The organism is Kribbella sp. NPDC056951 (assembly GCF_042674205.1).
Taxonomy (GTDB): Bacteria; Actinomycetota; Actinomycetes; order Propionibacteriales; family Kribbellaceae; genus Kribbella; species Kribbella yunnanensis.
On the sequence record NZ_JBHUQZ010000002.1, the window covers coordinates 180,464 to 205,062 of the forward strand.

The window sequence follows — 24,599 nt, forward strand, 5'->3', positions numbered from 1 at the left end:
GGTCAGATGTGAGGATAGCGATAGAACTTCCCCTAGAAGCAACAGTACGCCGTAAGAATTCTCGTCACACTGATCTTTCAGTAGTATTTTGCCCGACCGTTCAGAGGAGGACAGGTGCCGTCGAGCCCGGTAGGACTACACCGCGTGATCACCCCGTACGGCGTGTTGCCGCAGGCCGCGGAGCGGTTGGACGCCCGCGCCGAGATCTGGCCGGACGAGGTCCGGATCGCGATCGAGCGGCTGAATCTGGACGCAGCGTCGTACCGGCAGCTGTCCGGGGCTCATGACGGCGATGGTGATGCCATCCGCCGCGCGGTGCTGGAGATCGTCGAGGCGCGCGGCAAGATGCAGAACCCGGTGACCGGATCGGGCGGGATGCTGGTCGGTGTCGTGGACGAGGTCGGGCCGGAGTCGCCGCTGGGGCTCGCGGTGGGTGATCGGGTCGCTACTCTCGTGTCGCTGACGCTGACTCCGCTGCAGATCACTGACGAGCTAGCAGGTTGGGATGGGCAGGGGGAGCAGGTTCCGGCGGCCGGGCACGCGATTCTGTTCGCTCGCTCGATCGTCGCGAAGTTGCCGGACGACCTGCGGCCGGAGCTGTCGCTGGCGGTGATGGACGTGTGCGGAGCGCCGGCGCTGACCGCTCGCGTGGTCCGCTCGTATGTCGACAAAGGCACTAAGCCTGTCGTGTCAGTAATTGGCGGCGCAGGTAAATCGGGCTCGCTGTCGCTTGCGGCTGCCCGCGATGCCGGTGCTGCTCGGACGATCGGGATCGTGCCGGTTCAGCACGAGGCCGACACGTTGAACGCGGCCAGTCTGGCTGATGTCGTCGCCCTTGCCGATGCGCGGGATCCGGTCGCTTTGAACGCGGCCGTCGAGGCGGCTGGGGGACCGGCCGACATCACCGTGGTCTGCGTCGATGTCCCCGGATGCGAGCACGGCGCCGTACTGTCGACCGCTGCTGGCGGGACCGTGATCTTCTTCTCGATGGCGACCTCGTTCTCGGCTGCTGCGCTGGGTGCGGAGGGGCTGGCGGCGGACGTGACGATGCTCGTGGGGAACGGGTACGTGCCCGGTCACGCGGACTACGCCTTGCAGTTGTTGCGGAACGAGCCGGGTGTCCGCGGTCTGTTCGAGAGCAGGCTGGACGAGGATTAGCCCGTGCGCACACTTCTGACGAACGGTTCCGTCTACTCGCCCGCCGACCCGCATGCCACCGCCATCGCCTTCGACGACGGGGTGGTGACGTGGCTCGGCGACGACACCGGAGCCACCTCGTACGCCGAGGGTGCCGACGAGGTGATCGACCTCGACGGCAAGCTGGTCACCCCCGCCTTCGTCGACGCCCACGTCCACACGGTAGGCACCGGCTTCCTCCTCAACGGCCTCGACCTCACGGGTTGTCGGTCGCTGACCGAGGCGCTGGACCGGCTCGCAGCTCACGCGGCTGACCTGCCGGCGGGCGCAGTCATCGAGGGTTCGAACTGGGACGAGACCCGCTGGCCCGAACACCGCCCGCCCACCGCCGCCGAGCTCGACCGCGCTGCGGGTGGTCGCCCGGTGTACCTGTCGCGAGTTGACGGGCACTCGGGTGTGGTGTCGTCAGCGCTGGTCGCGGCAGTCCCGGGGCTCGCGAGCCGTGAGGGGTACGACGAGAGCGGACGCGTCGAGCGAGCCGCGAACCACGCCGTACGGGATGCGTTGTCTGAAAGTGTCACCACCGAGCAAGACGTACTGAAGGATGCTCGTACTGCCGTCCAGGCAATGGCTTCACAAGGCATTGGAGCCTTTCATGAGATGGCGGCTCCTCATATCGGGCCTCGCTGGGAACTTCCGTTGGTGCGACAGGCTGCTGACGAGGTTGGGCTGCACTCGACGCTGTACTGGGGTGAGCCTGGCGTGTTCGAGGTGCTTGACGAGTACGGCGTCGTTGGGCTGGCTGGGGACTTGAACGCTGACGGGGCGCTCGGCTCGCGGACTGCGGCACTGCGCGAGGCGTACGCAGACCAGACCGATCATCGCGGGCACGCCTACCTGACGCCTGAGCAGATCGCCGAGCACGTCATCGCGTGCACCGAGCGGGACATCCAGGCCGGGTTCCACTGCATCGGCGACCAGGCTCTCGACAACATCGCGCGCGGGTTCGAGCTCGCCGCCGAGAAGGTCGGTGTCCAAGCTCTTGTCGCTGTCCGCCACCGGCTCGAGCACGTGGAGATGCCGAGCCCCGAGGCGATCGCCACCTTCGCCCGGTACGGCGTCGCGGCCAGCGTGCAGCCGATGTTCGACGGACTGTGGGGCGGCCCGGACGACATGTACGCCGAACGTGTCGGCGACCGCTGGCAGGGGATGAACCCGTTCGCGTCGCTCGCCCGGGCAGGCGTCGTACTGGCGTTTGGCTCGGACTCGCCGGTGACGGAGCTCGGCCCGTGGGACGCCGTACGGGCGGCGGCGTTCCATCACAACCCGGATGAGCGCATCACCGTGCGAGCGGCGTTCCAAGCACATACGCGTGGCGGCTGGCGGGCGGCCGGGATCGACGATGCGGGCGTGCTCGCGCCGAATATGCCGGCGACGTACGCGATCTGGCAGAGCGAGGCCGACCTCGTCGTCCAGACCCCGGATCAGCGAGTCGCGGCCTGGTCGACCGACCCGCGGGCCGGCGTACCGGTGCTGCCTGATCTGTCCGAGGGCTCGCCGGTGCCCACTTGTTTGCGGACCGCGGTCGGCGGTCGCATCGTGTACGACTCCGAAGGATGGACCCAGTGACGCGTGCCGTGAAGAAGCTCGACCTCGACCCGGTGACCGTCCGGAAGGCGCGCAGTCTGGCCCGGAAGGCCGGGCGGCCGATCGTCAACCTGGCCAAGCAGCACACGACGGTCTCGGTCGAGCGCGCCGTACTGCGTCTGGCCGGGCTAGCCGGCGCGGACTCGGAAGGCATCCCGTGGGTGAACCGCCTGGCGGACACCGTCCGGGCCGATGTCGGGCTGGAGCACGGGTTCGCGCTCCCGGTCTGGGACGCGCTGCTGCGCGGTGAGGCCGAGGACCTGAACGTGCTCGCGCAGAAGGCCGCGTCTGGTTCGGTGACGTTCCGCCTGCCCGAGGGCCGCGACGCCGTACGGGCGCGAGCCGCGGCGCGGAAGGCTGCGGCCGGTGGACTGAAGCTGATCGACGGGCGGCGGCGTGAACGCGACCGGCTGATCAAGAAGCACGGTGATCCCGAGCAGCGGCCGTGGATCTACCTGATCGTTGCCACCGGCGACATCTACGAGGACATCCCGCAGGCCCAGGCAGCTGCCCGGGCAGGCGCGGACATCATCGCGGTGATCCGCTCGACCGGGCAGTCGCTGCTGGACTACGTGCCCGAGGGCGCGACCCGCGAAGGTTTCGCCGGAACCTACGCGACCCAGGAGAACTTCCGGCTGATGCGTGCCGCGCTCGACGAGTCGTCGCGCGAACTCGGACGCTACATCCGGCTGACCAACTATGCCTCCGGTCTCTGTATGCCGGAGATCGCGACGCTGGCCGGTCTGCAGCGGCTCGACATGATGCTGAACGACTCGATGTACGGGATCCTGTTCCGCGACATCAACCCGATCCGCACCTTCGTCGACCAGCGGTTCAGCCGGCAGATCCACGCCCGCGCCGGAATCATCATCAACACCGGCGAGGACAACTACCTGACCACGGCCGACGCGGTCGAGGCCGCGCACACGGTGACGGTCTCGCAGTTGCTGAACGAGTACTTCGCCAAAGAGGCCGGCCTCGAGGACTGGCAGCTCGGGCTCGGGCACGCGTTCGAGATCACGCCGGAGATCCCGGACTCGTTCCGGATGGAGCTGGCGCACGCGATGCTCGCCCGGCAGCTGTTCCCGGACGCGCCGCTGAAGTGGATGCCGCCGACCCGGCACATGACCGGCGATGTGTTCCGCGGTTACCTGCTGGACGGCTTCTTCAACCTGGTCGGCGCGATGACCGGGCAGGGCATCCTGCTGGTCGGCATGATGACCGAGGCGGTCGTGACGCCATGGATCTCCGACCGCGACCTGGCTCTGCAGAACGTCCGCTACGTGTTGGGTGCCGCCGGCAACCTTCACGAGGACTTCCATCCCGCACCGGACGGCTTCATCGCGAACCGCGCCCGCCAGGTGCTGGGGGAGTCGGTCGACCTGCTGGAGGAGATCGTCGACGACGGTCTGCTGAACGCGATCGGCGACGGCACCTTCGGCCTGATGAAGCGCCCGCAGGACGCGGGTCGCGGTCTCGACGGTGTGGCCCGGCGTTCGAGTGAGTACTACAACCCAGCCATCGAGCTACTCGAGGAGGCGCAGTGAGCATCATCCGGCCGTACGGAGACACCACCGGGGACGGCATGGTGCAGATGTCGTTCACGCTGCCGATCCCGCACGACAAGCGCGCTGAGGGTGCCGCGATCCAGCTCGCGAACAAGATGGGCATGGACCCGGCACTCGTCGTCCACGCCAAGCCGATGGGACCGGACTTCACCTTCTTCGTCGTCTACGGCCCGGTGAACCACCTCGTCGACACCGACAAGGTCGAGGTGATCGAGCGCGACTACCCGCTGCTCTCGCCCAAGGAGGTGAACCTGTCGGTCCGCAAGCACTTGCGTCGGCGGCTCACCATTGTCGGCGCCTGCATCGGTACCGACGCCCACACGGTCGGCATCGACGCGATCATGAACATCAAGGGGTTCGCGGGGGAGAAGGGCCTGGAGTACTACCGCGAGCTGAAGGTCGTGAACCTCGGCGCCCAGGTCGCCGTACCGGAGCTGGTTCGGCGGGCCAAGGCCGAGAAGGCCGACGCGATCCTGGTCTCGCAGGTGGTCACCCAGCGCGAGGCGCATGTGCTGAACACCAAGGAGATGTCGGCTGCGTTCCGGGAGGCGTACGCCGAGAACGCGCGCCCGGTGTTGGTTGCCGGTGGCCCCCGTTTCACCGAGCAGATGGCCGGTGAGCTCGGCGTCGACCGGGTGTTCGGCCGCGGCACCACACCGGGCGAAGTGGCCAGCTACCTGGTCGATGCCCTCGTCACCAAACGTCAACCTGTGAAGCGGAGTGCATAAAGGTGTCAAAGGCAACTACCGGGCTGACCGTCACGCATCGCCGCTACGTCCCGTACAGCCACGCGCACTATGCCGGGAACCTGGTCGACGGCGCCTACGTGCTTGCGTTGTTCGGTGACGTGGCAACCGAGGTGTGCATCCAGGCCGACGGTGACGAGGGCCTGTTCGCGTCGTACTCCGACGTCCAGTTCCTGCAGCCGCTGCGCGCCGGCGACGTGGTCGAGGTGCAGGCAACGATCACCCGCGTCGGCACCCGCAGCCGCGACCTCGAGTTCAGCGCGTACGTCGTCTGCCGCGGCCGGCCGGACCGGTCCGAATCGGCCGCCGAAGTGCTCGCCGAACCCCTTGTGATCACGCGCGCGAAGGGCACTGTCGTCGTACCGGTTGGGTGACGAATAGTTGCCCTAGGTAACAGTCACGTGGAGTGACACAGGTGTAACTCTTTGCACGACAGGCGAAAGTGTTACAACGACCCAAAGAGGCCGACGGAGAGGTTGACACCATCGTCGGCAGCGAGCATCGTTTTGGGAGTCGTCAGACCCCGTTGGGCCATTGGTCACACGGAGTTCGGCCACCGGATGATCCCGCGACGCTGACCAGGCCAGTGCCAGGCTTGAGTCGACGGGGGCTGAGATCGCCGGTGGTTAGCCCCCCGCGGGGGCAGAGGTGGAAGAGGTTCGGCGCCCAGTAGACAACAGCTGCGCGGTTCGCATCCAGTGATCCGGTAGTTGGTCCGAAGGGCGCCGAGCCTCTTTCCTCTTTTTCGTCCCGATACAGTTGTCGCGCGCCGGTGCTTCCGGTCGTGAGGACTGAGGGAGACGGCGTGAATCGGTTGCAGGCTCTGGGGCGGTTGCTGCCGCGCATCGTGGTGGCTGTGGCGGCGGGTGTCGCGCTCGGATACGCCTTCGAACCCCACACCCATCCATGGCTCGCGTTCATCGCCCTGCCACTGTTCTTCGCCGCCCTCAGCGGCACTCAGCTCTCCTCGAAGGCCGGGTTCCTGATCGGAGCCGGCTTCGGGATCGCGTACTACGCGACGCTCGTTCCCTGGCTGAGTGTCATCGGCGGCGACGCCGCGATCGCGCTGTCGATCCTCGAGGGTCTGTTCTACGCGGTCTTCGGCGCCTTCGCCGTACGGGTCTTCCGGCACAAACTGTGGGCGCTCTGGATCCCGTGCCTGTGGGTCGCGACCGAGTTCGCGACCGCGTCGGTGCCGTTCGGCGGGTTCCCGTGGGGCCGGCTCGCGTGGGCCTTCTCCGATTCCCCGCTGGGCAGACTCGCGGCGTACGTCGGAATCCCGGGCCTGAGCTTCGTCATCGCCGTACTGGGTGTCCTCGTGTACGTCGTGTTCCGGCAGGCGACGCGGTTCCGGATCCGGGTGCTGGCCGTGATTGCCGGCGTGGCGATCTTCGGTGGCAGTGCGCTGATCAACCTGTCCACCGACGGCAACGGCAAGACCGTGACCGCTGCGATGGTCCAGGGCAACGTGCCGGGCAAGGGGCTGGAGTTCCTCGGCCGGGCCCGGACCGTCACCAAGAACCATCTGACCGCGACCCTTGAGCTCGAGAAGCGCGTCCAGGCCGGCGCCGAGGCGAAGCCGGACATCGTGATCTGGCCGGAGAACTCGACCGACATCGACCCCTTCAAGGACGACGAGACCCGCGCCGACATCGAGCAGGCCGTGAAGGCCGTCGGCGTACCGATCCTGGTCGGCGCGGTCCTCGAAGGTCCGGGTCCGAACGAGCGGCAGACCACCGGCGTCGTCTGGGATCCGCAGACCGGACCCGGTCAGGTTTACGCGAAGCGGCACCCGGTGCCGTTCGGTGAGTACATCCCCTTCCGCGAGCAACTGCTGCCCTACATCAAGCGGCTCGAGATGGTCGGCCGGCAGACCGCACCCGGCAAGGTCCCCGGCATAGTGCCGATCCGCGGCGTCACCTACGGCGACGTGATCTGCTTCGAGCTCGCCTACGACAACGTGATCGCGGACGTCCTCAACGGCGGGGCGCAGGTCCTCGTCGTACAGACGAACAACGCGACGTACGGCGGCACTGGTCAGCCTGAGCAGCAGTTCGCCATCACGCGGATGCGCGCGATCGAGACCGGCCGGACCGTCCTGATCGCGTCCACCAGCGGCATCTCCGGCGTCATCCAGCCGAACGGCAAGGTCGAGCACAAGTCGGGCCAGTTCGTGTCCGACGTCTACGTCGCGAAGGTCCCCGTCCGCGTCGGCAAGACGCTGGCGATCCGGCTCGGCGCCTGGCCGCAATGGATCCTGACCGGCCTCGGCCTGCTCGGCATCGTGCTGGCGCTCGCAACCCGCCGCCCGGCCCGCCCGCAGGAGCCGCCGGCGGCCAAGCCCGCGCGGCAGAAGGTTCCCGTCTAGCGCTTGGTCCGACTCCGTATCCTGGGCTGAAGCAGGAGAGGGGTAGAACATGGGCTGGTTGGTGGCGCTCGCGCTGCTCGTGGTGCCGATCGTGGAGATCTACGTGATCATCCAGGTCGGCCAGGTGATCGGTGGCTGGCCCACAATCGCCCTCCTGGTCGCCGAGAGCGCTTTCGGTGCCTGGCTGATCAAACGCGAAGGCCGCCGCGCCTGGGCCGCCCTCCAGTCCTCCTTCGAGACCGGCAAGATGCCCGGCCGCGAACTCGCCGACGGCGCCCTCGTCCTGATCGGCGGCACCCTGCTGCTCACCCCAGGCTTCGTCACCGACATCTTCGGCTTCTTCTTCGTCCTCCCCTTCACCCGGCCGCTAGCCCGACGCGCCCTGACGGCTTTCCTAGGCCGCCGCGTCACCCAGTTGGGCGCCAACGGCCTAGGCGGCCTGGGCGGAGTCCCAGGGTTCGGCGCCGGAACACCCGGCTCCAACGGCCCAGGCTTCACCGGCTTCGGCCCACCGACCGGTCCCACCGGACCACACTCGTCGGCCGACAACGTCGTACAGGGCGAAGTCATCGACCCCGACCCACCGAAGTAACCCCGCGGCCTCGGTTACCCGCGCGCGCTCACGGTCGCCACGACGTATCCGGCACCCACCAGCCGTCCACCGACAAAGCCGGCACCGTGCAGCAGGCCGACCAGCTCATCCAGCCTGACAACCCGGCGTCGCAGCACGTCCACGTCGATGCGGCCATCATCGTGTCGCCAGGTACGCCGCGTCACCTGCAACCGCCGCTCCGCGTCCCAGGCTGACGCGATCTCAACGTCCGCAGAGATGCACGCCGTCTCGACCCGCACAACCTGCTCGGCCGGCTCAACCAAAGGATTCGTCAAGGTCGAGATCACGACGACACCCCGGTCCTCGACGTGCGCCCGCATCGTCTGCACAGCGGAGACCAGGTCATCATCGGCGTGCAGGTAGGAAAGGCTGTTGCCGAGGCAAGTAACCAGCTCGAACCGCCGACCTAGCCGAATCGATCGAAGGTCGCCACGCCGAAGATCGACTCCGTACCTTCGGCGCCCGTAGTCGAGCATCCCGGTTTGCAGGTCGACACCGACCGCCACTGCACCGAGTTCGTCGCGAAGAGCAGCCAGGTGCCGCCCAGTCCCACAGCCAAGGTCCAGAACCGCGAGCGGGCGCACGCCGCACTCCCCGACGGCCTTCGCTACCTGCCCCGCTACCTCGTCGTCGGCCGTCATCGCGTCGTACAGGGCCGGCCGCCGGTAGGCCAGATTGGATCTGGCCAACCGAGCGCATTCAGTACTGTCCACCGGCAGATCTCACTCCAGCCCCCACCATGCTCCGCAGGCCTCTCTCTACAGCCAGAGTGTCATACAGCAGATCGGGTACGGCGCCACCCCGCTCAGCGCAGCGAACGACCCCCGCGAGGCCGCACTCGTCGACGTACCCGGCGTCGACGAGGATCGAGCCCTGCAGCATCTCTCGTGCCATCGCCAACCCGTGCCGGCGTAGTGCGAGTTCCATGGTGTCGCTGAAGCTCTCGGCGACTGCGGGACGCGTGACTTCGCTGCCGAAGCCCGCTCGTGTCAATCGCAACCGCAGGAGATGCTTGCCGACACGCCACTGCAGGGGAAGCGACTCGGCGAAGCGAAGTAACTCCGGGTCCGCCAAGGGAGCAACCGGCCACAGCCCATGACGCAAGTACGACGGATGCCGCGCCGCGAACGCCATCAGGCACGGCACCGCGACCGGTGCTGCCGGGGCGACGTTGTCCTCAATGGTCGGCAACGCTTCGACTGAACGCGCACCCAACCACGACGGCCGCCCGATGACGCGGCGAGGAACTGAGCGTTCGCTCCCGCGCAGGCTCATGAGCTCGTCGCCGCCGAAGCCGGTGAGCATCACTTCGCAGCCGGATGCAGCCGCCTGGATACGTAGCTCGTCGAACGCCTCGCGATAGACGTCACCGTCGGCATAATGCCTCCGATCGGGTATTTCCATCGCAGCACCGCTGAACGGCAGATGGCCGGCAGCATGCAGATCGATGTCTGCCAGGCCGAGCTCGTGCACAATCGCAGCTCTCCGGGCCATCTGCGGAGCGGCCGACAAGCCTTGGCCGATCAGGCCGAACGAGTAGAGCTGCCGCGATGTATGGTCAGCCGCGGCGAGCGCTACATTGGCCGAATCGAGCCCTCCCGACAGCTCGATTCCGGTCGCCCGCACCTGCAGCACCGACTCGAGCTGGCGAGCCAGGAAACGGTCGAGGTGCGCCACCGGATCGGCATTCGCCTGCAACGTCCGCGCCACGAGTACGTGTGCAGCGTCAGCGGGGTACCGCACGTCGAGCCCACCGCCATCGAACGTTGCCTCAGCTCTCTCTCCGTCAGCCTCTTGATGTCGACGAAGACTGTGTCCATCGAGTAACGCTGGTGCCGAGTCAGCAACCGCGTGATCGCTCGATCGAGCAACCTGTCCGCTGCGGTGAACCGGTACAGGTCAGCGAGGTCCCAGGATCCATGCAGGACGCTGTCGACCACTGCGAGCGAGATCGGCAGCGTTCCCCGTCGTCCCGATCGCAAGCGAAGGACTCCGTTCGAGATCGTCACCGTGAGCTCGTCTCCGCCGGGCAGGCTCTCTCTGATCAGCAGATCGAACTCACCGACGCCAGAGACCGAGGTCACCTCGACCATTGAATGCCTGAACGGTTCGATGAAGCTGTCGCCGCCTCTCCACTCGCCCTCCTGCTCGTGCCAAGCGGTGGACAGGTCTTCGACGTGAATCTGCAGCCGCAGCATTGATGCCTCCTCCTCTCGAGTTACTCGGGGTCGCGGTCGTGGACCGCGACCCCGAGGCAGATCAGCTGCAGTGATCGCCGTTCGCGTCCGCGGCTCCCGGCATCTTCCGGCCGTACTCGTCGGCCGGCGCCGGAACGCCGAGGATGCAATCGGCTTCGAAGACCTCGTCGAAGTCCATCTCTGTCACCTCCCCTGGTATGTGAGAACGGTCAGTTGGTACGGCGGACGGACGCGGGACTCAGGGCTCCAGCACGTCCGCCCACCGGCTTGCCATCAGCGTCGCGTGGACGGGGCGGCGGAGAAATGAGGGCTCGACGCACCTCCGTTGCAGGTCCGTTGAATGCGGGAGATGATGGGGCGACTACGGACCGCGATCCTTGACAGGATGAAGCCATGCCGCACGTCGATCAGTGGACCGGGCGTGAATCGCGCCTGTTGCGCGAGTCTCTGCGGCAGAGCGTGCGCGCGTTCGCCGACGGGTTGGGTGTTGCCCCTCGCACTGTGGCCAACTGGGAGGCCGGTGGTTCCGCGGTACGCCCGAGGCCGGACATGCAGGCCATCCTGGACACGGCATTGCGGCGCGCAACTGCTGAGGTGCAAGAACGATTCGCCACGCGGCTGATGGCCGCCGGGGTCTGCGCCGGCGACGAACCCGTCGAGATCAGGTCGGCCGGAAAGGGCACTGAGGATCTGAATCGACGTGAACTTCTGCGCTTGCTCAGTCTGGCCGGCGCGGTCCTCGCCTGAACACAGTCGTTCGACCTTGAGATGGTGACAGCTGCCGGCCGTCACAGTGGCCGGATCTCACGGGCCGCGCTGGCCGAGCATGAGCAGCTGAATCGCCACCTCTGGACGGTCTTCGCGCTCTCGACGTCCAAGGCGCCGATGTTCCCGGTGGTTCGCGCTCAACTCGATGTCCTCACCGCCGCGCGGGAGGCGGCGAGCCCCGATCTGTGGGCCTGTGCGCTGACGCGCCATGCCTACATCTGCATCTACGAGGGAGCGTTCGCCCAGGCTGAACCGCTGCTTCAGCATGCCGCTGTCGTTGCCCGCAGCGGAGATCCGCAGTTGGCCACCCGGCATTGGGTCAGCTCGGTCCAGTCTCAGGCGTTGGCCGGGTTGGGCGACAGTCAAGCGTGTTTGCGGGCAATCGACCGAGCCGCCGGCGTTCGCGAGCTGACGATCTCTCAGGCACCTTCAGGCTGGCTTCGGTTCGACGGGTCGCGGCTGGCCGAAGAGCACGGGGCCTGCCTGGCCAGTCTGCGGGAGGCCGAAGCCGCCGATGTCGCGCTGACCCAGGCGCTCGAGCAAAACCTGTCACTTCGTCGTCGCGGAGCCGTGCTCACCGATCTCGCCAGCACCGGGGTCCTGCTTCGGGACACCGAGCGTGTGATCAGATATGGCGAGGCTGCTCTCGATGTGGCGCTGGAGTCCTGGTCCGGGGTGGTTCGCCGGAAGTTGCTGGATTTCCGGCAGAGTCTCGGACAGATCCCTGAAGGTGGATCGGTCCATGACCTAAGTCGACGCATCGAGGCGTTGGAGACGACGGTTGCTGGTTGACGTGAGGAGTTCGGATGCAGGTCGAGTCCGGTCGAGTGTTTCGTGAGGCGTGGATTGCCGGGGTCAACAAGCACTATCCGGGTGAGCCGAAGCCCGGGTACGTCGTCCCGTGGGACGAGACACCGGCGTGGGAGCAGGCGAGTGCTGCCGCGGTGTACGGGCAGGTGCGGGCGTTTGTCGAGGTCTCTGGCGGATCGACGGCCAAGCTGAGCCGAGCGCAGAAAGGCCGATTCGTTGCGGTCTGCTGGATCGCACAGATCCATAAGCACATCGACGAACCCAAGCCGGGCTACGTGGCCGACTGGGACGACCTCCCGCAATGGCAACGCGAGACAGACGCCGACATCTTCGAACGGATCGAACAAGACGCCTAGGTTGTTGTCGCTCTGCTCAGAGCACCCCGAGATCCACGGAGACGTGGAACGGTACGGCGGTCTTGACCTCGCCGGCGAAGACCTCGGTGTCGCGGTAGCTCTGGCTCGCGGGGTCCAGCACGTACGTGTAGACGATCGGGAGTCCGGTGGCCGCCTGTTCGATTCGCCAGTAGAAGCCGATTCCGGCCTTGGCGTACTGGTCGACCTTGACGATTCGGTCGGTGGTCTCTGAGCCGGGGGAGACGACCTCGACGACCAGGAGCACGTGCTCGGGCCGGGTGGGGGAGATGTCGATGGTGTCCGCGCGGTAGACCACCACATCCGGCCGCCGGTTCGTCAGCGGCGAGTCCTGCAGCCGGACATCGAAGTCGGTGTCCGCGTTCCACTCCGGACCGGCCGCCTGATCCAGTGCGTTCGCCAGCAGACGAGCGATCCGGTTGTGACGTTTGGAGGCACTCGGCGCCACTGCGACTATCCCGTCCACGATCTCGATGCCGGCGCACTGCTCGGCGGTCCACGAGTCGTACTGCTCGGCTGTGATCTGCGTGTGCATCCACGCCGGAGCGACCATGTCAACGGCCACGGCGCACCTCCCTCGGATCCGCGACGGCAACACCACTACCTTCCTTAGCGTACCTGGGGAGGTACGGCGAAGGGGCCTTTCCCGGTGAAGGCGAGCTCAGCGAAGCGGTCCGCCATCAGGCGGTGGGAGTCCGCGTCGGGGTGCAGGTCGTCGGGGAGCGGGTGGGCGGGGGTGTCGGCGTCGCCGTACAGGTCGCGGCCGTCGAGGTAGTGCAGATTGGGGTCGGTGGTGGCGCGCTGGGCGACGATGGTGGCGAGGGCGGCGCGGATGGTGGTGAGGGTGAGTTTGCCGGCCGGTACGTCGGCGGGGTCGCCGTCGGCGGTAAAGGCCAGGCGGCCTTCGGCGAGGGCGGCCAGGTCCCAGCCGGTGGGGCCGGGGGTGTTCTCGTGGATCGGGCAGAGGATCGGCGAGATGACGAGCAGCGGTGTCGTCGGGTGGCCGTCGCGGATCGTGTCGAGGAAGCCGTTCACGGCCGGAATGAACGTGCGCAGCCGCAGGGCGTCGGTGTTCACGACGTTGATGCCGAGCTTGACGCTGATCAGGTCGGCCGGGAGGTCGCGGATCGTGCGGGCGACGAACGGCTGGACGAGCGCGCTGCCGCTGAAACCGAGGTTGACCAGCTTCACCTCACCCTGGGCCGCGGCCAGCGCCGGCCAGGTGCCGGTCGGGCTTGCGGCGTTCGAGCCGTGGCTGATCGAGCTGCCGTGATGCACCCAGGTACGGCGACCGTCAGGCGCGACGGGTGAGATCGGAGCGTCGGTGCGCAGCGCGACCAACTCGGTGGTCTCGTCGTGCGGCAACCAGAGCTCGACCGTCCTGTCCTTGGAGCCCAGGTCGGCGAAACGGACGGTGGTGGGCTCACCGCGCTGTACGTCGGCAGTGCCGGCCAGCAGGTCGACGGTCATCACGTCGCCGGCCTCGGCGGTTGCCTGGGCGGTGAGCGTGCCGTCGATCACGAGGTCGTAGACGCCGTCTGGGCGTGGGGGAGCGCCCACGTAGTCGCGCTTGGTGGCGACGACGTCGAGCTCGATCACGGTCGCCCGGCTGCGGAACACCAGCCGCACGCCTGACGGCTGCGACTCCGCGCCGGCGAGCTGCGGGTCGTCGTACTGGCGTCGCGCCCAGCCAGGCAGCCGGTGCGGCACCAGGCCACGGTCGGACGGCGTGAGCTCGAGCGCGCCACGCAGCAGGTCAAGAGTGATGGGGGTGGTGATCATGACTTGGTCCAGCTCCGGAGAAGTAGGTCGAGGGCGTCGAGAATGCGCGGCCAGCTCTCGTCGCTGGCGGGGGAGGAGTGGGCGAACGAGCCGCCCAACTCAAGGCCGATATAGCCGTTGAAGACACTGCCGAGCAGCCGGATCGCGTCCGTCTGAGCCGGCTCATCCAGGTGGTAGCCGCGCAGGACAGCGCGAGTCAGCTCGTTGTGCCGTCGCCCGGCGTCCACCGCCGGTGAGCCGGGATCGACCCGGTACTGCGAAGCGGCGTACCGGCCGGGGTGTTCGCGGGCGTAGTCGCGGTAGACCGTGGCCAGCGCCACCAGCGCATCGCGACCGGCCCGCCCGGCCACCGCCTCAGCCGCGCGATCGGCCATCTCGTCGAGCGCCACCTGAGCGATCCGCGACCTGAGGTCGTGAGCGCCCCGGACATGCGCATACAGACTCGCGACCTGGACGTCGAACCGCCGGGCCAGCGCCGACGCGCTGACCTGGTCGAAGCCGATCTCGTCCGCGAGCTCGGCGCCGGCCCGGGCCAGCCGGTCCGGAGTCAGTCCCACTCGTGCCATAACTCATTATGTGCAAACCTAAAGGCTTTAGGCAAATGAGTTCATGAAGAAGCCCGGATCGCGCCATTGCGACCCGGGCTTCTCAGCAGTACGTCAGGCGGTGCGCTTGGTCCGGTGCAGGTGCGCCGGGCCGATCTCACCCTTGCGGAGCAGGTCCACGCGCTCGGCGAGCAGCTCCTCCAGCTCCGAGATGCTCCGGCGCTCGCGCAGCATGTCCCAGTGCGTGCGGGCCGGCTTCTCCTGCTTCGGCTCCGGCTTCTCACCGGTCGAGCGAGCGGCCTCGCTGCCGCAGTGCGGGCACTCCCAGATCGCGGGCACCTCGGCGTCGTGCGCCATCGTCACCTCGACCACGTGACCGCGCGGGCAGTCGTACGTAATCATCTGGCGCGGCGCGAACTCGACACCGCGGTCATCCTCGAAGCTGACCCCACCCAGCCCCGAACCACGCAGTACGCGATTAGACATGTCAAACCTCCGAGATCGTCATCCGTGCCAACGGTCGGCCGGCCCGGATCATTCCCATTTTGGCATGCCCGAGCGATATGTACGCACCTGACAGCACCGTCATGACCCGCTGTCATCAGGCGTGCACAGATCACGGTGTGTCGCGGGCACCCGTAGTACTGACGCGCGAAGTTCACAGTCAGTTGCCAGGAAGCAGGCACTACTTCCTCAGCAACCGTCTCTAGCTTCAGGTCCCATGGTGCTACCCCGCCACAAACTCCGTGGCCTCAGTCTGCTCAATGTGGCCCTGGTGGCCATCGTCGCCGCCATCGCCGTCACGGCGTACTTCCTGTTCTTCCGCAGCGATGAACCTTCCGCGGCAGCGACCCGCCCGAGTGTCGCGGTGACCCGCGGCGACGTGGTCGCGAGCGTGAGTTCCAGCGGGACGCTGGCCAGTTCGCAGACGGCGTCGCCGCAGTTCGAGACCTCCGGCACGGTCACGCAGATCCTGGTCAAGGTCGGCCAGGTGGTCGCCAAGGGCGCCGCGATCGCCAAGGTCGACCCGGCCTCGGCCGAGCGGCAGCTGCGGATCGCCGAGCAGAACCAGATCGCCGCGGCCAACTCCGTCACAGCGGCCGAGGAGTCACTCGACGACGCCGAGGACGCGAAGGAGGCCGCCGACGAGGCGTCCGCCTCACCCACGCCGACAGGTCAAGCTCAGGCACAGGGTCAGACCCAGACGCAGAACCCGGAAGTTGCCGTCAGCAACGCCGAGGCGTCGCTGGCCCGGGCGAAGGCCGACAAGGAGCAGGCCGATCAGGACGTCGTGGCCGCCAAGTCCGCGGTCGCCGCGACCACGTTGAAGGCGCCGATCGCCGGCACCATCACCGCGATCAACGGCTCGGTCGGGTCGGTCGCCGGGTCGAGCAGTGGTTCAAGCTCAGGCAGCACCGGCGGCTCAGGCTCTGGCTCGACCTCAGGTCAAGGGTCAACCTCCACCAGTACGACGTCCGCCGCCGGCACGGGCTTCGCCGACATCTCCGACCTCAAGGCCCTCCAGGTCTCGGCCGCGTTCCCCGAAGCCGACGCGATCAAGATCAAAGCCGGCCAGTCCGCCACCGTCACCCTGAACGCCGAACCCGGCACCAACCTCACCGCGACACTGGCCTCCGTCTCGCCGACCCCGACCACCACCAACGGCGTGGTCTCGTACTCGGCCACCTTCTCGCTGGCCAAGCTCCCCGCGAACGCCCGGATGGGTCAGACCGCGAACGTCACCGTCCAGACCGCCAAGGCGACCAACGTGCTCTACGTCCCGAGTACGGCGGTCGTCACCAGCGGTACGACGAACACCGTGACGATGGCCGACGGCACCAGCCGCGAGGTCGAGATCGGCATCAAGGGCGGCAGCTTCACCCAGATCAAGACCGGGCTGAACGAGGGCGACCAGGTCGAGCTCCTGCAGGGCACGATCGGCGGCGGCACCGGCCAGACGGGTCAGGGCCGCACCGGCCAAGTCCCCGGTGGCGGTGGCCAGTTCCCCGGAGGTGGCGGTCAGTTCCCGGTTCAGCGCAACGCCGGTGGCAACCGGTGAGCGCTGACGCCCTGATCGACATCCGCGGGGTCACCAAGACGTACGGCGCGGGGGAGACCGCCGTACACGCTCTTCGGGGTGTCTCGCTGCGGGTCGAGGCCGGCGAGTACGTCGCCGTGATGGGCTCGTCCGGTTCCGGCAAATCGACCTTGATGAACATCCTCGGCTGTCTCGACGTGCCGACCCGCGGTGAGTACTTCCTCGACGGCAGCAACGTCGCCGGGCTGACCGAGGATCAGCAGGCTCTCGTCCGCGGCCGCAAGATCGGTTTCATCTTCCAGTCCTTCAACCTGATCCCGCGCACCACCGCGCTGGCGAATGTCGAGCTCCCGCTCACCTACGCCCACCTGCGCCGCGCAGAACGCCGTACGCGAGCCAACCGTGCTCTCGAACTCGTCGGCCTCTCGGATCGAGCCGGTCACCGCCCGAACCAGTTGTCCGGCGGTCAGCAGCAACGGGTCGCGATCGCCCGCGCCCTGGCCACCGGCCCGCGGATCCTGCTGGCCGACGAGCCGACCGGAAACCTCGATGCGCACTCGACCGACGAGGTCCTCGGCATGTTCGACGAGCTGAACGCCGAAGGCCGGACGGTCGTGGTGATCACCCACGAGAACGACGTCGCCGCCCGGGCTCGCCGGTTGATCCAGGTCGCCGACGGCCGGATCGTCGTCGACGAGGTGACCCGCTGATGTCGCCTCGCGATCTGTTCGGGGCCGCCTTGCGCGGCCTCAGCGCCAACAAGCTGCGCTCGCTGCTGACCGTGCTCGGAGTCTCGATCGGAGTCGGCGCGGTCATCGTGCTGGTTGCGGTGGGCAACGGTTCCGGGAAGGCGGTGCAGAGCCGGTTGGAGGCGATGGGCACGAACCTGCTCACGGTCTCGACCTCCGGTGGAGGCGGAGGGTTCGCCCGCGGCCAGGCCGGTCCGTCGGCCCAGCAGTACGCGCTCACACTCGACGACGCGACTGCCCTCGCCGATCGGCGCCTCGCCCCGGACGTCGCCTCGGTCGCCCCGGTGATGACGAGTTCCGGTACGGCGACCAACGGCGACACCAGTTACACGATCAACCAGGTCATCGGTACGACGCCGGCGTACCTCCCGGCCACCAACACACCGGTCGGTTCCGGGGAGTCGTTCACCCAGGACGACGTCGACGCGGCCGAGCGCGTAATCGTGCTCGGGCAGACCACCGCGACCGAACTCTTCGGACGCGCCCAGGCCGCGGTCGGTCAGACGGTCAAGCTCGGCGCGGTCGACTTCGTCGTACGAGGTGTGCTGGCCAGCAAGGACAGCACCGGGTTCAACGATCCCAACGCGACAGCGATCGTCCCGATCAGCACGCTGCGCGCGACTCAGGCCGGGTACGGCGCGCTGAGTCAGATCGTCGTCCAGGCGGCCGACAAGGACCGGGTCGACCTGGCGCAGGCCGAGGTCACGCAGTTGCTGACCGCGCGGCACCAGGTTCCGGCGACCACGACCTCGCCGTTCCGGATCACCAACTCGGCGCAGATCCTGCAGACGAGCCAGGACACCGCGGCGACGTTCACCGCGCTGCTGGCCACGGTCGCCGCGATCAGTCTGGTGGTCGGCGGGATCGGGGTCACGAACATCATGCTCGTCACCGTCACCGAGCGGACCCGGGAGATCGGGATCCGGAAGGCACTCGGTGCCCGGCGGCGGACGATCCTCGGCCAGTTCCTCATCGAGGCCACCCTGCTCAGCCTGATCGGCGGTGCCGTCGGAGTCGCGGCCGCGCTGGTTATGACCCAGTTCCAGTTGGCCGGGGTCATGCCGGTCCTGGTCCCGTCGTCGATCGCGCTCGCCCTCGGCGTCTCCGCCGCGGTCGGCCTGTTCTTCGGCAGCATGCCGGCGCACCGAGCCGCCGGTCTTCGTCCCATCGACGCACTACGTCACGAGTGAGAGGCATTACCCGATGAGTAACCAAGCACCCGATGAGTTCGCCCAGATCGGGTCCGACGAAGAGGTCGACGCGGCACTGCGGCCGAAGAAGACACTCAGCCTGCCGACCGCGACCGCCGTACTGGCTGGTGTGGTGGTTCTCGCGATCGGCCTGGCCGGTGGTGCCGGGCTGCACGCGGCCTTCGCGTCGGACAGCACTCCGCAGCAGACCGCGGCGGGTCGCGGCCCTGCGGGCGGGTACGGCGGGGGATTCCGCGGCCAGGGCGGTCAGGGAGCTGGGGCCACCGTCGGCACGGTCGTTTCGGCGACTGATTCCCAGCTGGTCGTGAAGACGCAGAGCGGTGACGTGACGGTGAAACTGACCGGTGAGACCGACTTCGAGATCACCGCCAAGGGCAAGGCCAGTGACCTCAAGGCAGGCGAGCAGGTCGTCGTCACCGGCCAGAACACCGATGGTTCGGTGACGGCCAGTTCTGTCCGTCAAGGCGGCTCCTTCCCGGCCGGCGGCTTCCGCAGCCCGGGCGCGACACCCTCGCGCTGATCTCGATCAGTCATTGACCCACTCCCTTGGAAAGCGCTATCTTCCGACGAAATGAGGTGCAAAAAGTACAAATTTGGGAGTGGGCGGGATGTCTAGGACGTTGAAGTGGGTGGCGGTCGGGCTTGGGGCAGCCCTGGCCGTCGGGGGGTGCGGGAACACCGGCGCGGCCAAGACCGAGCAGGATCCGAAGGCCGCGCTGGAGCTGTGGACGCGGACTACCCCCGGTGGTGACGGCGAGAAGGGGATGAAGAAGCTGGCCGCCGCTTTCGAGCAGGCGACCGGCCAGAAGATCGAGGTCACCGCGATCTTCGACGACTTCGAGACCAAGCTGTCCCAGCGCGCCGCGCAGAAGGACCTGCCGGACATTGTCATGAACGACTCGTCCCAGCTCGGCACGATGGTCACCCAGGGCATCGTCCGCGAGGTCGACCCGGCCGCCATCAAGAACAGCGACCAGCTCCTCGAGTCCGCCCTCGCCGCGGCCAAGTCCGGCGACGGCAAGATGTACGGCGTTCCGTACTCCGCGCAGGCGTCCGCACTGCTGATCCGCAAGGACTGGCGGGCGAAGGTCGGTCTGCCGGCTCCGACCGACCTGACCCAGTTCGTCGCGCTGGCCAAGGCCTTCACCACCAAGGACCCCGACGGCAACGGCAAGAACGACACCGCCGGACTCGCCGTACCGGGGTCGACCAAGCGCGGCTATGCCTCCTGGTACTTCTCGAACTTCCTCTGGGGCGCCGGCGGCGACTTCATCGCCAAGCAGGCCGACGGGAAGTACAAGCCGGCCATGTCCATGCCCGAGTCGGTCGCCGCGACCAAGTGGTTCCGCGACCTGGCCTGCACCGAGAAGGTCATCCAGCCCGGCGCGGCGACGATGGACACGCCGCCGACCAATGAGTCGTTCGAGTCCGGCCGGGCCGGCATGTACGTCGTCGGTCCGTACCTGATGCCGCGGTTCGACGGGAGCCTCGGTAAGGACAAGTACGAGGTGGTCCCGGTCCCGAAGGGTGTCAAGGACTCGACGGTGCTGGCCGAGGGTGGCAGCGCCTACCTGATGGCCGGGTCGAAGAACGAGGCCGGGCAGAACGCCTGGGCGTCGTACATCATCTCGGCGGAGGCGCAGAAGCTCGGGATGGCCGGCGAGAAGGCCTTCAACGTGCAGCTGCCGGTGAACAAGAGCGTCGACGTCACCTCGGTGCGCAAGGACCCGCGCTGGAAGGTGTACGCCGACGTCTACCGCGAGCACAGCCGGTACGCGCCGAGCATCCCGAACTGGACGCCGGTCCGGCAGGCGAGTGCCGACACGGTGAACGCGCTGATCGCCGACTGCAGCCTGGATGTCGCCGCAGAGCTGACCAAGCTCGACGGCAAACTCGCCGAGTCCCTGAAGCAGCAGGGCATCGGCGCATCGTGAGTGTCCGTGAGGCGGAGGCCCGACCGGCGGGGCGGGAGCCGCTCGCGGCAGGAGGGGTGGCGCGGCGGACTCCGTCGCGCCGCCTCGGCCGCAGCTCGGGTTCCTGGTGGATCCCGTGGCTGTTCCTGGCCCCGGCGCTGATCCTGTTCCTCTACTTCAAGTTCATCCCGATGGCCCAGGCCATCTCGATGTCGGTGCAGGAGGTGCGGCCCTACCTCGGCAACCTGTGGGTGGGGTCGGCGAACTACAGCGAGATCCTGTCGTCGGAGGGCTTCCGGTCGGCGACCTGGAACACGATCGTGCTGGCCGTCGGGCAGACCGCCGGATCGATGGTGCTCGGGTTCGTGCTGGCGCTGCTGGTGGAGGGCCAGACCCGCAAGCTCAGTTTCATCCGATCGGCGGCGTTCCTGCCGGTCGTCGTACCGATCGCCGTGGTCGCCGAGCTCTGGCGGATCATGTACCACCCGACCGGCGACGGTCTGCTGAACCAGGTGCTCGGGCTGGTTGGGCTCGGCCCGTCGGGATTCATCAACGACCCGGACACCTCACTCGCGTCGATCGTGGTGACGGGGATCTGGCGAGGTGCGCCGTACGACATGATGATCTTCCTCGCCGGGCTGGCCGGGATCGACCGTGGTCTGTACGAGGCGGCGGTCGTCGACGGCGCCTCGACCAAGCAGCGCATCCTGCACGTCACGCTGCCGGGGCTGCGGCCGGTGTTCGCGATTCTGTTCGTGCTCGCGGCCGTGCGCGGGTTCCGGGCGTTCACCGAAGTCTTCCTGCTGACCAACGGCGGGCCGAACGGCTCGACCGAGGTCTTGATGACGTTGATCTACAAGCTCGGCTTCGAGCAGAACCGGCTCGGGATCGCGTCCGCGGGCGCCGTACTGCTCTTCCTCGCGACGCTCGTGCTGACTGTCTGCGTCCAGCTGCTCCGAAGGAGGCGAGTCGCATGACCGACACTGCTCTCGGTCTCACTGAAAGCAAGAGGCCCGCGGCCCGCGTGGCGCGGACGGTGATCTATACCGGCCTGTTCGTCGTGTTCGCCGGACCGCTGCTCGCGCTGCTGGTCAGCTCGTTCAACCACGTGTCCGATCCGACCCAGCTGAGCGTGATCCCGAAGAGCCCGACGCTGGAGAACTTCAGGGTCGCGTTCGATCACGGCGTACTGAAGTATCTGCTGAACTCGTTCTTCGTCGTCGGCTTCGGGCTGCTGCTGCAGGTCGCGGTCTCGGTACTGGCCGGGTACGCGCTGGCCCGCAAGATCTTCCCCGGGATGACGCTGGTGATGGTCGCGATCCTGGCCACGATGATGCTGCCCGAGGAGATCCTCGCGCTGCCGCTGACCCTCGTACTGGCCGACGTACCGCTGGTGCACATCAACCTGATGGGCACGCTGGCCGGGATGATCGTGCCGCTCGGGGCCTGGGCGTTCTCAATCCTGGTGATGACCGAGTTCATGAAGGATGTGCCGCGTGAGCTGGAGGAGGCGGCCCGGATCGACGGGGCCGGCGAGTTCCGGATCTTCGGGCAGATCATCCTCCCGCTCTGTAAACCGGCCCTCGGCGTGATCGGCGTCTTCGGCTTCACGATGATCTGGGACCAGTACCTGCTGCCGTTGCTGGTGGCAACGAACTCCGACTCGTACACACTGCCGCTGGCACTGCGGACGCTGCGGATCGACCCGGTGGTGACGCCGGGTGTGGTGATGGCGGCCTCGCTGCTCGCCCTGCTGCCGTCGGTGACGGTCTTCCTGTTCTTCCAGCGTTCCTTCGCTCGCGGCCTGACCGCGGGCGCGTTGAAAGGGTGAGGCTCCATGAATCGCCGTACGTTTCTGGCCACTGCCACTGCCACTGCTGGAGTTGCTTTGAGTACCGCCGGTGTCCGCCCCGCTGCGGCGGTGGACCGTCGGCACGTCCGTTCACTTGACGAACTGCGCCGAGCCCTCGGTACGGCGGGACCGGGCACCGTGATCACCGTTGCCGACGGCATCTACCAGGTGCCGGCCGGGCAGCCGATCGCAATCACCGGTCTACGCGGCCGCCCGCACCGGCCGATCGTGATCCGCTCGGAGTCGACAGGTGGCGCCGTACTGACCGGTGAGAAGAGCTTCGTGCTCACCGGTGCGTCGGACATCACCATCGAGGGGTTCGCGTTCCGGCAGAGTACGACGTTCGAGCTGCCGCCGGACTGTCGCCGGATCCGGCTGACCCGCAACGACTTCCAGCTGGCCGATATCGCCGGTGTGCACTGGGTGATGGTCCGGGCCGACCACACGACGTTGGATCACAACGCGTTCCACGGGAAGACGACGCTCGGGATCTACCTCGGCATCGAGGGCGCGGGGTCCGACCAGATGGCGCAGGGTGTGCATGTCTACCGCAATCATTTCAGCGACCACAGCTTTCCTGGTGACAATGGCGGTGAGCCGATTCGGCTGGGCGTTAGTCCGCGCGCGCTCACGACGGCGGGCGCGCTGATCGAGTCGAACCTGTTCGAGCGCGCGAACGGCGATCCCGAGGCGATCTCGGTGAAGTCGTCGGGGAACGTGATCCGGCACAACACGATCCGCAACAGTTTTGGCGGGATCGTGCTGCGGCACGGGAACGGCAACCGGGTCGAGGGCAACTACCTGCTCGCGGGCAAGAACGGGATCCGGATCTACGGCAACGACCACCAGATCGTGAACAACTATCTGGAGAACATCGCTGGTACGGCGGTGGTGCTCGGGAGCGGGAATGTCCGCGACCACTACCCGGGTGAGCCGCCGACGTCGCGGACCGGCAACGACGCGCCTGACGGCGTACAGATCGCGTTGAACACGGTTCTCGACTGTGACAACGCGGTGAGCGGCGAGAGTCACCGGACCCTCCCGCCGCTTGGTTGCACGATCACCGACAATCTTCTGATGGGCGATCGTGGGCAGTTGATGAACATGCCGTTCCCGGACGGCGTCACCTGGTCGGGCAATCTGCACTGGGGCGCGGCCACGGACGGGAACACGCCTGTCGGCGGGTTCCGCCGGGCCGATCCGCGGCTGGTGGCCGGTCCGGATGGCATTCGGCGGCTGGCCAAGGGGAGTCCGGCAATCAACGCGGCCACCCGCAGTTACCCCGATATCGACACCGACCTTGACGGCGACCGCCGTACTGGCCGGGCTGATGTGGGCGCCGACGAGTACTCGCGTCGGCCGCATTGCCGACAGCCGTTGACCGCCGGTGACGTCGGACCGCACTCCGCATGAGTACGACGCCCTCGGCCGAGACCGTGGCGAGCCGCCGGGACGAGGAGCTGATCCGGACCCAGCTGGATCGGCTCCGGCTCGACCTCGTCGTCGCGGCCCGGATCACCAAGGTGCATCGGGGCTGGTCGCGACCGCTGGTACCGGACCCGTTCTCCCGGCTCTATCTGATCCTCGAGGGCGAGGGCCGGCTGGTCGTGGGGGACCAGGAGCTGTTCCCGAAGCCGGGGGAGCTGTGTTATCTCCCGGCCGAGGTGCCGGTGTCGTACGAGACGATCAGCGACAACGTGTTCCGCAAGCACTGGCTGCACTTCTCCGCGCAGATCGGGGAGCGCGATATCGGCGAGGTGCTGACGTTGCCGTACATCGTGCCGAGCAAGTCGCCGGACGAAGCCGCGTGCCTGTTCGAACAGGTCGGCGCGGCCGATCGCGACCCACCCGGGCTCGCCACGCCGTTGCGGGTGCGGTCCGCGCTGACCGCGCTGTTCGCGCACTACCTGGACAGCGCGCCGCCCGGATCGATCCGGCTCGCACATCAGGAGACCAGCGAGACAAGCGTCGTGCAGTACATCCAGCAGAACCTCGGCAACCCGCTGACGGTCGAGTTGCTGGCTGCTCAGTTCGGGCAGGATCTGGCGACCTTCGTCCGCCGGTTCCGGACCGAGTTCGGTCTGTCGCCCAAGCAGTACATCAAGCGCACCCGGATCGAATGGGCTCAACGTGAGCTCACCACCACGAACCGCCCGATGGAAGAGATCGCCGCCGCGGTCGGAATGGACCAGTCGTATTTCTCGAAGGTCTTCCGTCAGGTCAGCTCGGTCACCCCGAGCGCCTACCGAAAGCTGTACCGCCCACGCAGTTGAGGAGATC

25 protein-coding genes are annotated in these 24,599 nt (G+C 67.5%); 19 read left to right on the plus strand and 6 right to left on the minus strand.

Going from position 1 to position 24,599, the window contains the following annotated elements; all coding sequences use genetic code 11:
* Positions 1-114: 114 nt before the first annotated feature.
* The 7 genes from ACFTSF_RS08370 to ACFTSF_RS08400 all read left to right on the plus strand — a co-directional run bounded on the left by ACFTSF_RS08370 (position 115) and on the right by ACFTSF_RS08400 (position 8,058).
* Entirely contained in the window at positions 115-1,158 is a 1,044-nt protein-coding gene (locus tag ACFTSF_RS08370) for an L-erythro-3,5-diaminohexanoate dehydrogenase (RefSeq protein WP_380153217.1), read from the plus strand.
* Between the two features lie 3 nt (positions 1,159-1,161).
* On the plus strand, positions 1,162-2,766 hold the full coding sequence (locus ACFTSF_RS08375; protein WP_380153218.1) for an amidohydrolase: 1,605 nt from the start codon (positions 1,162-1,164) through the stop codon (positions 2,764-2,766).
* Positions 2,754-4,331, plus strand: coding sequence for a lysine 5,6-aminomutase subunit alpha (locus ACFTSF_RS08380; RefSeq protein WP_380153219.1), 1,578 nt, complete (start codon positions 2,754-2,756; stop codon positions 4,329-4,331). Before ACFTSF_RS08375 ends, ACFTSF_RS08380 begins: the two co-directional genes overlap by 13 nt.
* Positions 4,328-5,080, plus strand: coding sequence for an OAM dimerization domain-containing protein (locus ACFTSF_RS08385; protein ID WP_344147217.1), 753 nt, complete (start codon positions 4,328-4,330; stop codon positions 5,078-5,080). Before ACFTSF_RS08380 ends, ACFTSF_RS08385 begins: the two co-directional genes overlap by 4 nt.
* Before the next feature lie 2 nt (positions 5,081-5,082).
* On the plus strand, positions 5,083-5,472 hold the full coding sequence (locus tag ACFTSF_RS08390; protein ID WP_344147220.1) for a hotdog domain-containing protein: 390 nt from the start codon (positions 5,083-5,085) through the stop codon (positions 5,470-5,472).
* Positions 5,473-5,903: 431 nt separating this feature from the next.
* On the plus strand, positions 5,904-7,466 hold the full coding sequence (gene lnt / locus ACFTSF_RS08395) for an apolipoprotein N-acyltransferase (protein WP_380153220.1): 1,563 nt from the start codon (positions 5,904-5,906) through the stop codon (positions 7,464-7,466).
* Between the two features lie 49 nt (positions 7,467-7,515).
* The gene (locus ACFTSF_RS08400; protein WP_380153221.1) at positions 7,516-8,058 is read left to right on the plus strand and encodes an FxsA family protein; all 543 of its coding nucleotides are present in this window, start codon (positions 7,516-7,518) and stop codon (positions 8,056-8,058) included.
* Positions 8,059-8,072: 14 nt separating this feature from the next.
* Here the strand turns inward: ACFTSF_RS08400 and ACFTSF_RS08405 are convergent, their stop codons facing one another.
* Together ACFTSF_RS08405 and ACFTSF_RS08410 are read right to left on the minus strand one after the other, a co-directional pair.
* Entirely contained in the window at positions 8,073-8,768 is a 696-nt protein-coding gene (locus ACFTSF_RS08405) for a class I SAM-dependent methyltransferase (protein ID WP_380153222.1), read from the minus strand.
* A gap of 10 nt (positions 8,769-8,778) precedes the next feature.
* Entirely contained in the window at positions 8,779-9,822 is a 1,044-nt protein-coding gene (locus ACFTSF_RS08410) for an asparagine synthase-related protein (RefSeq protein ID WP_380153223.1), read from the minus strand.
* Between the two features lie 848 nt (positions 9,823-10,670).
* On the opposite strand from ACFTSF_RS08410, the gene ACFTSF_RS08415 reads away from it, so the two are divergent.
* Genes ACFTSF_RS08415 through ACFTSF_RS08425 form a run of 3 tightly spaced genes read left to right on the plus strand, consistent with a single transcriptional unit; the run spans position 10,671 to position 12,211 of the window.
* The gene (locus ACFTSF_RS08415) at positions 10,671-11,024 is read left to right on the plus strand and encodes an XRE family transcriptional regulator (protein WP_380153224.1); all 354 of its coding nucleotides are present in this window, start codon (positions 10,671-10,673) and stop codon (positions 11,022-11,024) included.
* Between the two features lie 24 nt (positions 11,025-11,048).
* The gene (locus ACFTSF_RS08420) at positions 11,049-11,837 is read left to right on the plus strand and encodes a hypothetical protein (RefSeq protein ID WP_380153225.1); all 789 of its coding nucleotides are present in this window, start codon (positions 11,049-11,051) and stop codon (positions 11,835-11,837) included.
* A gap of 14 nt (positions 11,838-11,851) precedes the next feature.
* The gene (locus ACFTSF_RS08425; protein ID WP_380153226.1) at positions 11,852-12,211 is read left to right on the plus strand and encodes a hypothetical protein; all 360 of its coding nucleotides are present in this window, start codon (positions 11,852-11,854) and stop codon (positions 12,209-12,211) included.
* A 16-nt stretch (positions 12,212-12,227) separates the two neighbouring features.
* Here the strand turns inward: ACFTSF_RS08425 and ACFTSF_RS08430 are convergent, their stop codons facing one another.
* The 4 genes from ACFTSF_RS08430 to ACFTSF_RS08445 all read right to left on the minus strand — a co-directional run bounded on the left by ACFTSF_RS08430 (position 12,228) and on the right by ACFTSF_RS08445 (position 15,042).
* Positions 12,228-12,794, minus strand: coding sequence for a Uma2 family endonuclease (locus ACFTSF_RS08430; RefSeq protein WP_380153227.1), 567 nt, complete (start codon positions 12,792-12,794; stop codon positions 12,228-12,230).
* Between the two features lie 44 nt (positions 12,795-12,838).
* Positions 12,839-14,011, minus strand: coding sequence for a GDSL-type esterase/lipase family protein (locus tag ACFTSF_RS08435; RefSeq protein ID WP_380153228.1), 1,173 nt, complete (start codon positions 14,009-14,011; stop codon positions 12,839-12,841).
* Entirely contained in the window at positions 14,008-14,577 is a 570-nt protein-coding gene (locus ACFTSF_RS08440; protein WP_380153229.1) for a TetR/AcrR family transcriptional regulator, read from the minus strand. Before ACFTSF_RS08440 ends, ACFTSF_RS08435 begins: the two co-directional genes overlap by 4 nt.
* Before the next feature lie 93 nt (positions 14,578-14,670).
* The gene (locus ACFTSF_RS08445) at positions 14,671-15,042 is read right to left on the minus strand and encodes an RNA polymerase-binding protein RbpA (RefSeq protein ID WP_130385606.1); all 372 of its coding nucleotides are present in this window, start codon (positions 15,040-15,042) and stop codon (positions 14,671-14,673) included.
* A 235-nt stretch (positions 15,043-15,277) separates the two neighbouring features.
* Between ACFTSF_RS08445 and ACFTSF_RS08450 the strand changes: the two genes are divergently transcribed.
* The 9 genes from ACFTSF_RS08450 (at position 15,278) to ACFTSF_RS08490 (ending at position 24,592) form a co-directional block, all read left to right on the plus strand.
* Positions 15,278-16,615, plus strand: coding sequence for an efflux RND transporter periplasmic adaptor subunit (locus ACFTSF_RS08450; protein WP_380153230.1), 1,338 nt, complete (start codon positions 15,278-15,280; stop codon positions 16,613-16,615).
* Positions 16,612-17,304 (plus strand): ABC transporter ATP-binding protein, encoded by a 693-nt coding sequence (locus ACFTSF_RS08455; protein ID WP_344147246.1) that lies wholly within the window; start codon positions 16,612-16,614, stop codon positions 17,302-17,304. The genes ACFTSF_RS08450 and ACFTSF_RS08455 overlap by 4 nt, the downstream gene beginning before the upstream one ends.
* Positions 17,304-18,533, plus strand: a complete 1,230-nt coding sequence (locus tag ACFTSF_RS08460; protein WP_380153231.1) for an ABC transporter permease — start codon at positions 17,304-17,306, stop codon at positions 18,531-18,533. The genes ACFTSF_RS08455 and ACFTSF_RS08460 overlap by 1 nt, the downstream gene beginning before the upstream one ends.
* A gap of 13 nt (positions 18,534-18,546) precedes the next feature.
* Positions 18,547-19,074, plus strand: a complete 528-nt coding sequence (locus ACFTSF_RS08465; protein ID WP_380153232.1) for a hypothetical protein — start codon at positions 18,547-18,549, stop codon at positions 19,072-19,074.
* An 88-nt stretch (positions 19,075-19,162) separates the two neighbouring features.
* Positions 19,163-20,488: an extracellular solute-binding protein gene (locus tag ACFTSF_RS08470; RefSeq protein WP_380153233.1), complete on the plus strand. Its 1,326-nt coding sequence runs from the start codon at positions 19,163-19,165 to the stop codon at positions 20,486-20,488.
* Complete coding sequence (locus tag ACFTSF_RS08475) at positions 20,485-21,444, plus strand: carbohydrate ABC transporter permease (RefSeq protein WP_380153234.1); 960 nt, start codon at positions 20,485-20,487, stop codon at positions 21,442-21,444. Before ACFTSF_RS08470 ends, ACFTSF_RS08475 begins: the two co-directional genes overlap by 4 nt.
* Positions 21,441-22,298 carry a carbohydrate ABC transporter permease gene (locus ACFTSF_RS08480; RefSeq protein ID WP_380153235.1) on the plus strand — a complete coding sequence of 286 codons (858 nt, stop codon included), beginning with the start codon at positions 21,441-21,443 and terminating at the stop codon, positions 22,296-22,298. The genes ACFTSF_RS08475 and ACFTSF_RS08480 overlap by 4 nt, the downstream gene beginning before the upstream one ends.
* Before the next feature lie 6 nt (positions 22,299-22,304).
* Positions 22,305-23,732: a polysaccharide lyase 6 family protein gene (locus ACFTSF_RS08485; RefSeq protein WP_380153236.1), complete on the plus strand. Its 1,428-nt coding sequence runs from the start codon at positions 22,305-22,307 to the stop codon at positions 23,730-23,732.
* Positions 23,729-24,592 (plus strand): AraC family transcriptional regulator, encoded by an 864-nt coding sequence (locus tag ACFTSF_RS08490; protein WP_344147268.1) that lies wholly within the window; start codon positions 23,729-23,731, stop codon positions 24,590-24,592. The genes ACFTSF_RS08485 and ACFTSF_RS08490 overlap by 4 nt, the downstream gene beginning before the upstream one ends.
* Positions 24,593-24,599 lie beyond the last annotated feature (7 nt).

Coding starts and splice junctions, on each gene's coding strand:
- ACFTSF_RS08450 (WP_380153230.1), top strand. CDS start 15,278: ATGGTGCTACCCCGCCACAAACTCCGTGGCCTCAGTCTGCTCAATGTG.
- ACFTSF_RS08445 (WP_130385606.1), bottom strand. CDS start 15,042: ATGTCTAATCGCGTACTGCGTGGTTCGGGGCTGGGTGGGGTCAGCTTC.
- ACFTSF_RS08490 (WP_344147268.1), top strand. CDS start 23,729: ATGAGTACGACGCCCTCGGCCGAGACCGTGGCGAGCCGCCGGGACGAG.
- ACFTSF_RS08470 (WP_380153233.1), top strand. CDS start 19,163: ATGTCTAGGACGTTGAAGTGGGTGGCGGTCGGGCTTGGGGCAGCCCTG.
- ACFTSF_RS08465 (WP_380153232.1), top strand. CDS start 18,547: ATGAGTAACCAAGCACCCGATGAGTTCGCCCAGATCGGGTCCGACGAA.
- ACFTSF_RS08400 (WP_380153221.1), top strand. CDS start 7,516: ATGGGCTGGTTGGTGGCGCTCGCGCTGCTCGTGGTGCCGATCGTGGAG.
- ACFTSF_RS08415 (WP_380153224.1), top strand. CDS start 10,671: ATGCCGCACGTCGATCAGTGGACCGGGCGTGAATCGCGCCTGTTGCGC.
- ACFTSF_RS08425 (WP_380153226.1), top strand. CDS start 11,852: ATGCAGGTCGAGTCCGGTCGAGTGTTTCGTGAGGCGTGGATTGCCGGG.
- ACFTSF_RS08440 (WP_380153229.1), bottom strand. CDS start 14,577: ATGGCACGAGTGGGACTGACTCCGGACCGGCTGGCCCGGGCCGGCGCC.
- ACFTSF_RS08435 (WP_380153228.1), bottom strand. CDS start 14,011: ATGATCACCACCCCCATCACTCTTGACCTGCTGCGTGGCGCGCTCGAG.
- ACFTSF_RS08460 (WP_380153231.1), top strand. CDS start 17,304: ATGTCGCCTCGCGATCTGTTCGGGGCCGCCTTGCGCGGCCTCAGCGCC.
- ACFTSF_RS08380 (WP_380153219.1), top strand. CDS start 2,754: ATGGACCCAGTGACGCGTGCCGTGAAGAAGCTCGACCTCGACCCGGTG.
- ACFTSF_RS08480 (WP_380153235.1), top strand. CDS start 21,441: ATGACCGACACTGCTCTCGGTCTCACTGAAAGCAAGAGGCCCGCGGCC.
- ACFTSF_RS08485 (WP_380153236.1), top strand. CDS start 22,305: ATGAATCGCCGTACGTTTCTGGCCACTGCCACTGCCACTGCTGGAGTT.